The sequence below is a fragment of the Blastococcus sp. CT_GayMR20 genome, assembly GCF_004570345.1.
On the sequence record NZ_SPQM01000164.1, the window covers coordinates 1 to 9,134 of the forward strand.

The 9,134-nt window shown below is 74.7% G+C and carries 9 protein-coding genes and 1 pseudogene; 6 read left to right on the top strand and 4 right to left on the bottom strand.

Annotated features, from left to right (window positions below):
- A pseudogene (locus tag E4P40_RS29415) lies at positions 1-1,373 on the top strand (hypothetical protein); the annotation flags it as partial.
- Between the two features lie 4 nt (positions 1,374-1,377).
- Here E4P40_RS29415 and E4P40_RS23735 read toward each other — a convergent pair.
- Positions 1,378-2,442 (bottom strand): molybdopterin-dependent oxidoreductase, encoded by a 1,065-nt coding sequence (locus tag E4P40_RS23735; RefSeq protein ID WP_135160840.1) that lies wholly within the window; start codon positions 2,440-2,442, stop codon positions 1,378-1,380.
- Positions 2,443-2,458: 16 nt separating this feature from the next.
- Positions 2,459-2,770: a hypothetical protein gene (locus E4P40_RS23740; RefSeq protein ID WP_245160549.1), complete on the bottom strand. Its 312-nt coding sequence runs from the start codon at positions 2,768-2,770 to the stop codon at positions 2,459-2,461.
- Here E4P40_RS23740 and priA point away from each other — a divergent pair.
- Genes priA through hisF form a run of 3 tightly spaced genes read left to right on the top strand, consistent with a single transcriptional unit; the run spans position 2,681 to position 4,559 of the window.
- Positions 2,681-3,352, top strand: a complete 672-nt coding sequence (gene priA, locus E4P40_RS23745; protein WP_245160547.1) for a bifunctional 1-(5-phosphoribosyl)-5-((5-phosphoribosylamino)methylideneamino)imidazole-4-carboxamide isomerase/phosphoribosylanthranilate isomerase PriA — start codon at positions 2,681-2,683, stop codon at positions 3,350-3,352. The two genes, E4P40_RS23740 and priA, sit on opposite strands and share 90 nt — an antisense overlap.
- Positions 3,349-3,741 carry a RidA family protein gene (locus E4P40_RS23750; RefSeq protein ID WP_135160841.1) on the top strand — a complete coding sequence of 131 codons (393 nt, stop codon included), beginning with the start codon at positions 3,349-3,351 and terminating at the stop codon, positions 3,739-3,741. The genes priA and E4P40_RS23750 overlap by 4 nt, the downstream gene beginning before the upstream one ends.
- Positions 3,738-4,559 (top strand): imidazole glycerol phosphate synthase subunit HisF, encoded by an 822-nt coding sequence (hisF, locus tag E4P40_RS23755; RefSeq protein WP_135160842.1) that lies wholly within the window; start codon positions 3,738-3,740, stop codon positions 4,557-4,559. Before E4P40_RS23750 ends, hisF begins: the two co-directional genes overlap by 4 nt.
- On the opposite strand, the gene E4P40_RS23760 is transcribed toward hisF, so the two are convergent.
- A complete protein-coding gene (locus tag E4P40_RS23760) occupies positions 4,549-4,797 on the bottom strand; it encodes a hypothetical protein (RefSeq protein WP_209305489.1) in 249 nt (82 codons plus the stop codon). The genes hisF and E4P40_RS23760 overlap by 11 nt on opposite strands.
- A 112-nt stretch (positions 4,798-4,909) precedes the next feature.
- Positions 4,910-5,518, bottom strand: coding sequence for a TIGR03085 family metal-binding protein (locus tag E4P40_RS23765; RefSeq protein ID WP_135160843.1), 609 nt, complete (start codon positions 5,516-5,518; stop codon positions 4,910-4,912).
- 97 nt (positions 5,519-5,615) lie between these two features.
- On the opposite strand from E4P40_RS23765, the gene E4P40_RS23770 reads away from it, so the two are divergent.
- Positions 5,616-7,391 carry an ABC transporter ATP-binding protein gene (locus E4P40_RS23770; protein WP_135160844.1) on the top strand — a complete coding sequence of 592 codons (1,776 nt, stop codon included), beginning with the start codon at positions 5,616-5,618 and terminating at the stop codon, positions 7,389-7,391.
- On the top strand, positions 7,388-9,134 hold a 1,747-nt coding region (locus tag E4P40_RS23775), incomplete at its 3' end, for an ABC transporter ATP-binding protein (protein ID WP_245160548.1). The genes E4P40_RS23770 and E4P40_RS23775, both read left to right, overlap by 4 nt.

Sequence of the window (9,134 nt, forward strand, 5' to 3'; positions counted from 1 at the left end):
TCCTCGACATCGGCGGCGGCTCGCTGGAGATCGCGTGCGGCGTCGACGAGGACCCTGACGTCGCCCTGTCGCTCCCGCTCGGGGCCGGGCGGATGACGCGGCGCTTCCTGCCGGAGGCCCAGGTCGGGGGCCTCAGCTCCCTGCCGACGACGGCGGGCGGTGCGGCGCTGGCCGTCGTCCCGCTGGTCCTCGCTCCGCTGGCGGCGATGGGGCTGTGGGAGCTGCTCGCGCTGATCCGGCCCGGGTACACCCCGATGCTCGACCCGTGGCGCCCCGGCTGGTACCGGCTGGCCACCGTCGCGCTGCTCGCCACCGTGGTGCTCGCCTGGTACGCCGGGCTGCGCCGGCGGGTGGGAGCCGTGCCGCTGGCCGTGGGCGCCCTGGTCTGGTTCGCGGTGCTCGGTGCCGTGCTGGCGTTCGTCGCCCCGGGTGGGTCCTGTCTGGCCGCGCTGCCGGCGCTGGCGGGCGGTCTCACCGGGCTCGTCGGCGTCCTCGCTCCGTGGCGGGTCGTCGGGGCGGCCGCCGCGGCCCTGGGAGGGGCGGTCGCCGTGGTGGTGCTCGCGCCGACCGTGGCGCTCTTCTTCCCTGCCATGGGGATGAGCCTCGGCGCGGCGCCCTCCGTCGTCGCGACCCTGCTGCTCGTCGCCGTGCTGCCCGCGCTCGAGCTGCTCTTCCCACGGGACCACGAGCAGGCGCCCTGGCCCACGACTGCCGCCGTCCCTGGCGTGGCGGCCGTCGTGGCCGTCGCGTGCGGACTGATCGGACTGTCGGTGGACCGGTTCGACGTGGACCACCCGGTCCCGACCCGGCTCGCCTACGTCCTGGACACCGACCAGGGCGAGGCCTGGTGGGCGAGCACCGAGGCCGACCCCGGTTCGTGGACCGCGCCCTACCTCCAGGACGGCGGCGACCTGCCGGACCCCTACCCCTACCTCCCCGACGGCACCGCCTCCGGCACCGCGCCTGCGGCCGACCTGTCCGCCCCGGTGATCGACGTGCTCGGCCAGCGCGACGCCGGGGACGGCCGCGAGTTCGACCTGACCGTCACGCCGCAGCGGCCCGGCGTCCGGTTCGTGACCCTCGCGATCACGGTCGCCGACGGCACCGTCGTCCGCGCGCGCGCCGGGGGGAGCGGGGTGCCGGAGGAGGCGCTGGGCGAGGACCGGCTCCTCCTGACCTTCCACGCACCGCCCGACAACGGCCTGCGGGTCGAGCTCGCGGTGCAGGGCGGTCCGGTCACGGTGCGGGTGATGGACGGGAGCACCGGGCTCGCCGGGTTGCCCGGGTACACGCCCCGTCCGGCCGGCTTCGATGTCGCCGGGTCGCACAGCGCCGACCTCGTGCTCGTAGCGGCGACGACGGAGCTCGGCTGACCGGCTACTGCAGCGGGAACGGCGACTGCAGCCACCAGGGCTCGTCGACGACTTCGATCCGGTGGACCCACTTCACCCACCAGAAGCCGCGCCGGCCCGGGGCGACCAGCCGCACCGGCGCCCCGTGCCCGGACGACAGGGGCTCTCCGGCGGCGGAGACGGCGAGCAGCAGGACGCCGGCGTCGCGCAGTGGGAGCCTCCGGCGGAAACCGGTCACGGAGACGACGTCGACGCTGCCGTCGGCGGGTAGGTCGCTGCCGACGACGGCGGCGAGCAGGTGGTCCAGGCGGATCCCGCTCCACTCCTGCTCGGCGAACCAGCCCCCCGTGCAGTCGAGGACGGCGCGGACGCGGTCACCGGCGTCGAGGTCGGTCACCGGCACCCGGACACGTCGGTTCCCGGCGACGACGTCGACGGTGTCCGCGGTGGTCGCCGGAACGGTGTCGCCGATCCACTGGGTGACCGGCATCGCCGTGGGGTCGTCCGTGCCGCGCTCGTGCGAGCCGGTGCCGCGGCGGTCGGCCCCCGGGGCCCCGGTCAGCCGGAGCAGCCCCTCGTTCCCGGCCCACAGCGCGAGGGCGCCGACGCCCAGCCCGGCAGCACGCAGCAGCGTGCGGCGCCGGAGGTCGGTGGCGCGGGGCCGTTGCCGCGCACCCCAGATGTGGATCGCCAGCACCGGCAGGACGGCGATCGCCGCACCGACGTGCACGTGCAGCGCGGTCACGCCGCCCAGCGCCCACCACGGCCCGGCGACACCGACCGAGTGCAGCACCCCGCTCCCTACGGTCAGCACGACGAGGACTCCCAGAGCGGCGGCCGCGGTCGGGTCGCGGCGTCCGGACGGCCGACTGCGGGCCTGCCGGACGACGACGGTCTTCCACGGCACGAGCAGCAGCAGACCCAGTCCGGCGGCGCCGTGCAGCGCGACGACCACCGCGTTCGCCCCCGAGCTGCCCACCGCGTAGGCGAGCACGCCCGTGCCGCCGGCGACCAGGAGCAGCGCGAGCAGGCCGAGATTGGTACGGCGTCCCGCGCGGCGAGGCAGCCGCAGCGGAAACCCACCGGTCACCCGGCCAGTGTGCGCTTCACCAGCGGCCGCGGTGCACGACCTCGTCGAGCCCGCGTCGGCCGCGGCGCAGCGAGGGGGAGCGGCGGTCCTCGGACCCGGGGTAGCCGACGGACACGCAGCCGACCGGCCGGTACTCCGGAGGCACGCCGAAGGCCTCGCGGAACCCCGCCACCCGCTCCCCGGGGACGCCGAAGAAGCAGGCGCCCAGCCCCTCGTCGACGGTCAGGCCGTCCGCCTGGTGCAGGGGGAGGCCGGGAGCGAGACGTCCTACGGCGACCCGCTCGACGCGGCGGTGCAGTGGCAACGGGACGGCGCGGAATGGGTCCACCTGGTCGACCTCGACGCCGCCTTCGGCCGGGGCAGCAACCGGGAGCTGCTGGCCCGCGTGGTGGGCGAGCTCGACGTCGACGTGGAGCTCTCCGGCGGCATCCGCGACGACGAGTCGCTCACCGCGGCGCTCGCCACCGGCTGCCGACGGGTGAACCTGGGCACCGCGGCCCTGGAGTCGCCCGAGTGGTGCGCCCGGGCGATCGCCGAGTACGGCGACCGGATCGCCGTCGGCCTCGACGTGCGCGGCACGCGGCTGGCCGCACGCGGCTGGACCAAGGAGGGCGGTGAGCTCTACGAGACCCTCGCCCGGCTCGACGCCGAGGGCTGCGCCCGCTATGTGGTCACCGACATCACCAAGGACGGCACGCTCCGCGGGCCGAACCTCGACCTGCTGCGCGAGGTGTGCGCCGCGACGCCCCGCCCGGTCGTCGCCTCCGGCGGGGTCAGCTCGCTCGACGACATCCGCGCGCTGGCCGGCCTGACCGCGGTGGGGGTCGAGGGGGCGATCGTCGGCAAGGCGCTCTACGCCGGCGCCTTCACGCTGCCGGAGGCGCTCCGCGTCACCGAGGAGGTCCGGTGAGCGTCATCCGGCTCGGCTCCGGCGCGCCGTGGGAGGGCATCGTCGGCTACAGCCGCGTCGTCGTCCGAGGGGACGCCGCCTGGGTGAGCGGTACGACGGCCCTGGTCGACGGCAAGGTGGCCCACCCCGGCGATGCCGCCGCGCAGACTCGGCAGGCGCTGGCGATCATCCGGGTGGCGCTGGAGAAGGCGGGCTTCACGATCGCCGACGTCGTCCGCACCCGCATGTTCGTCACGGACATCTCGCGGTGGGAGGAGATCGGCCGGGCGCACGGCGAGGTGCTCGGCGACGTCCGGCCGGCCACCACGATGGTGGAGGTCAGCGCCCTGATCGACCCCGACATGCTGGTGGAGATCGAGGCGGACGCGGTGCGCTGGGCGGGCGCATGAGCTTGGCCGTGCGGGTGATCCCGTGCCTCGACGTCGATGCGGGGCGCGTGGTCAAGGGCGTGAACTTCGTCGACCTGCGCGACGCCGGCGACCCGGTGGAGATGGCCCGGGTCTACGACGCCGAGGGTGCCGACGAACTGACGTTCCTCGACATCACCGCCAGCTCCGGCGACCGCGCCACCACCTACGACGTGGTCAGCCGGACGGCGGAGACCGTCTTCATCCCGCTCACCGTCGGGGGAGGGGTGCGCAGCGCCGAGGACGTGAACCGGCTGCTGCGCGCCGGGGCGGACAAGGTCGCCGTGAACACCGCGGCGGTCGCCCGCCCGGAGCTGATCGCCGAGATCGCCGACCGGTTCGGCAACCAGGTGCTCGTCCTGTCCCTGGACGCGCGCCGGTGCCAGGACGGCGCGACCACCGACTCCGGCTTCGAGGTCACGACCCACGGGGGACGGCGGGGCACCGGGCTGGACGCCGTCGAATGGGTGGTCCGCGCCGCCGACCTGGGAGCGGGGGAGATCCTGCTCAACTCAATGGACGCCGACGGGACCCGCACCGGATTCGACACCGCCCTGATCCGGGCGGCGCGCCGCGAGGTGAGCGTGCCGCTGATCGCGAGCGGGGGAGCGGGTGCCCCTGAGCACTTCCCGCCCGCGGTCGAGGCCGGCGCCGACGCCGTCCTCGCCGCGAGCGTGTTCCACTTCGGGCTGATGCGGATCGGCGACGTGAAGGACGAACTGGCCCGCGCCGGCGTGCCCGTCCGTCACGAGGCCGACCACCCGGTGACCGGCCAGGGCGGCCCGTCGCTCACAGCCTGAGGACCTCGCTGAGCCGGGCCGTCACCGGCCAGGCGCCCGCCGTCGTGTTGGACAGCACCGTGTGGGTCACCCCGGCCGCCTCGGAATGGACGGTCCGGAACGACACCCCCGCGTCACCCCCCTGCAGCATCACCGCGTCACCCGTCGGGTGCAGCCAGAAGCCCAGCCCGTACCGCATCGACTCCAATGGCACGTCGCTGCGGGGGCGCACCATCTCCGCCCACCGGTCCGTCGGCACGATCAGTCCGGCGTACAGGGCCGACCACAGGCCGTGGATGTCCGCCGCCGTGGAGTGGACGCCGCCGTCCCCGCTGCCGCAGACCGGCAGGTGGAGGATCCGACCAGTACACCTAGGCGACCGCCACCCAGGCGACGTCGCGGCGGCCGGCGGCCCAGAGCAGCAGCTCCATCGGCTCGCCGGTGACCGTGCGCCCACCCGGGCCGATCCGCTTCTCGACACCGTCGACGTCCGAGCGGCGCAGCACCAGACCTCGCCGGCCGGCTGCTCGGCGTCCGTAGAAGCGGGCGACCGGCCACAGCGTGTCCTGGTCCGCCCGGTCGAGCGGCCGGGGGGACCAGTCCGGCTGGGCGCGGCGGACGTCCTCGTGGTGGATCGCGAACTCGTGGATGTCGATCGCGGACATCCCTGGCCAGCCGCCCGGCAGCCACCGCGGCGGGCCCTGGCGCACGCGGTCGACCAGGTCGCCGTACGGCGTGGACTCCCGGAGCTGCTCCTCGAGCCGGTGGGAGTGGGCGGTCAGCGCCCGCGCCGCCGGCAGCACTTCCAGCGCGAAGCCGGGCATGGCGTCCGGACGGCGGTCGCGGACCACGAGGTGCGCGGCGAGGTGTGCCGTCGTCCAGCCCGCACAGCACGTCGGCGCGTCCGGGCCGAGCCCCGCCAGCAGGTCGGCCAGGGCAGCCCGTTCGCGTGCGGCGAACGAGACGGAAGACGCGGTCATCGCCGGAGGTTACCCAGAGGCCCCCGCGTCGCTTCCGGTTAGCCGTTCTAACGACCGCGTAGCATCCGAGACCCGTCGCAGAATCAGAAGGAGCACCGTGGCCCGCCGCCGAGACGCCGTCGTCCGGCGGGGTTTCCGACACATCGGACGGGCGATCACCGAGCAGCCGGGGATGTTCACCCTCGCCGTCCTCGCCAGCAGCCTGTACGGCGCGATGACCGTGGCGAGCGCCTGGGTGATCGGCGAGGTCACCGACCGCGTGCTGCTGCCGTCGTTCGCCGACGGGGTCACCACCGCGTCGGCGCTGGCGCTCGCGTCGGCCGCGATCATCGGCGTCGCGCTGCTCAAGATCGTCGGCATCCTCGGCCGCCGGCTCTTCGCCGGCATCATGAGCTACCGACTGCAGGCCGACTACCGGCGGCGCGTCACCCGGCAGTACCTCCGCCTGCCGCTGTCCTGGCATCAGCGCCACCCGACCGGTCAGCTGCTGTCCAACGCGAACTCCGACGTCGAGGCCTCCTGGTTCTTCGTCGCACCGCTGCCCTTCGCCTGCGGGGCGATCGTGATGATCGCGATCACCGTGGTCGCGCTCTTCCTCATCGACCCGCTGATCGCCCTCGTCGGGCTGGTCGTCTTCCCGCTGGTCTTCGCGGTCAACGTCGTCTACTCGCAGGTGATGAGCCCGCGCATGCAGCGCGCCCAGCAGCTGCGTGCCGAGGTCAGCGAGATCGCCCACGAGAGCTTCGACGCCGCCCTGGTCGTGAAGACCCTCGGCCGCGAGGCGTCGGAGACCGAGCGGTTCGGCGCGCGCGCCGAGGAACTCCGCGACGGGCTGGTGGCCGTCGGCCGCGTGCGCGGACTCTTCGACCCGCTCATGGAGGCGCTGCCCAACCTGGGCACCCTCGCCGTCCTCCTGATCGGGGCCGGCCGGGTCGCCGACGGCAGCACGGACGCCGGCAGCCTCGTCTCGATCGCCTACCTCTTCATGCTGCTCGCGCTGCCCATCCGCGCCATCGGCTGGGTGCTCGCCGACCTGCCGCGCGCGCTGGCCGGCTTCGACCGCGTCACCCCGGTGCTCGACGCCACCGGGGAGACGCCGTACGGCCCGGACGGCGCGGCGGCGGGGACCGGCGGCGCGGCGGTGGACCTCACCGATGTCGGCTTCACCTTCGCCGGCGGGGAACGCCCGACGCTCTCCGGCATCACCTTCGACGTCGCCGCCGGCAGCACCGTGGCCGTGGTCGGCCCCACCGGATCGGGCAAGTCGACGCTCGCCGGCCTCCTGGTGCGACTGGTCGACCCCAGCGACGGCTCCGTCGTGCTCGACGGCGTCGACCTGCGGCGGCTGCGCGAGGGCGAGGTCAGCTCCCAGGCGGCGTTCGTCGCGCAGGGCACCTTTCTCTTCGACGACAGCGTGCGGGGCAACGTCACCCTCGACGACCCGTTCAGCGACGACGAGGTCTGGGCGGCGCTGCGGGTGGCCGCCGCGGACCGGTTCGTCGCCGACCTGCCCGACGGCCTCGACACGAGGGTCGGCGAGCGGGGCGCGACCCTGTCCGGCGGGCAGCGGCAACGGCTGGCGCTCGCACGTGCTGTCGTCCGCCGGCCCCGGCTGCTCGTCCTGGACGACGCCACGAGCGCCGTCGACCCCAGCGTGGAGGCCCGCATCCTCGACGCGCTCCGCTCCAGCGACACCCCGACCACGGTCGTCGTCGTGGCCTACCGCCAGGCGACGATCTCGCTGGCCGACGAGGTCGTGTGGCTCGAGCAGGGCCGGGTGCTCGCCCGCGGCACGCACCAGCAGCTGCTCGCCGACGTCCCCGCCTACGCCGCCCTCGTGCGGGCCTACTCGCAGACGGAGGTGGCGGCGTGACCGCGACCGCCGACGAGCGAGTCGTCCTCCCCGCCGACCGCCGCACGGAAGGCACCTTCGCCACCCTGCGGCGCGGCCTGCGGATGATGCCGGAGTTCCGCAGGGGCCTGCCGATCACCTTCGCGCTCGCCCTCGTGGCGACGGCCGGCCGCGTCGTCGTGCCCATCGCCGTCCAGCAGGTCATCGACAGGGGGCTGGCCGCCGGTGATCCCGACCTCGGGCTGATCACACAGCTCGTGCTGCTCTGCGCGCTCGTCGTCCTGATCACCGCGGTCGCGATCTACCGGATGAACGTGCGGCTGTTCCGCACCACCGAGACCGCCCTGGCCGGCCTGCGGGTCCGCGCCTTCCGCCACGTCCACGACCTGTCGGTCCTGCACCAGCAGGGCGAGCGCCGCGGCTCCCTGGTCTCCCGGGTCACCAGCGACGTCGACCAGCTCTCGGTGTTCATGCAGTGGGGGGGCGTCCTCGGGCTGGTCAGCGTCGGCCAGCTGGTCGTGGCCACCGTCGTCATGGCCGTCTACAGCTGGCAGCTCACGCTGCTGGTGCTGGCCTGCTTCATCCCGCTGGCCGTCGCCGTCCGCTGGTTCGCCAAGCGCCTGGCCGACGCCTACGGCGTCGTCCGCGAGCGGGTGGGCGACGTCCTCGGGGCCGTGGCCGAGTCCGTCGTCGGCGCTCCGACGGTGCGCGCCTACGGCGTCGGCTCCCGGACGGCGAACCGCATCGACGGCGCCATCGACCGGCACTACCGCGCCTCGGTCGACGCCCAGAAGGTCACCGCCGCGGTGTTCGTCAGCGGCGAGTTCGTCGCCGCGCTGGCGAACGCGGCCGTCGTGGTCGTCGGCGTCCTGCTCGGCGTCGCCGGGGAGATCTCGGCCGGCACCCTCGTCGCCTTCCTGTTCCTGGTCACCCTGTTCGTCGCACCGGTGCAGACCGCGAGCGAGGTGCTCAACGAGGCGCAGAACGCCGTCGCCGGCTTCCGCCGCGTGCTCGACGTGATCGACACCGAGCCCGACGTCCGCGACCCGGCGCTGGCCGACCCGGACAGGGTCCGCGACCTGCCGCTCGGCCCGCTCGGCGTGCGGTTCGACTCGGTGTCCTTCCGGTACGCGCCCGGCGCCCGGCCGGCCCTCGACGACGTCGACCTCACCATCGAGCCGCGGCAGCGGGTCGCGATCGTCGGCGAGACGGGGTCGGGGAAGACGACGTTCGCCAAGCTGGTGACCCGGCTGATGGACCCGGTCGGCGGACGCGTGCTGCTCGGCAACGACCGCGACGGCTGGGTTCCCCTGGACGAGGTCGCCTTCGCGTCGCTGCGCTCGCGCGTGGTGATGGTGCCGCAGGACGGCTTCCTGTTCGACGCCACGATCGCCGAGAACGTGCGCTACGGCCGGCCGGGGATGACCGACGCCCAGGTGGCCGTGGCCTTCGAGGAACTGGGTCTCGGCACCTGGCTGGAGGGGCTGGCCGCCGGGGTCGCGACGCCGGTCGGGCAGCGCGGCGAGTCCCTGTCGGCGGGGGAGCGGCAGCTGGTGGCGGTCGCCCGCGCCTACGTCGCCGACCCCGACCTGCTGGTTCTCGACGAGGCCACCAGCGCGGTCGACCCCGCGACCGAGCGACGGCTGACCCGGGCCCTGGACACGCTCACGAACGGCCGGACGACGCTGACCATCGCCCACCGGCTCTCCACGGCCGAGCGCGCCGACGAGGTGCTGGTCGTGGACGCCGGGAAGGTCGTCCAGC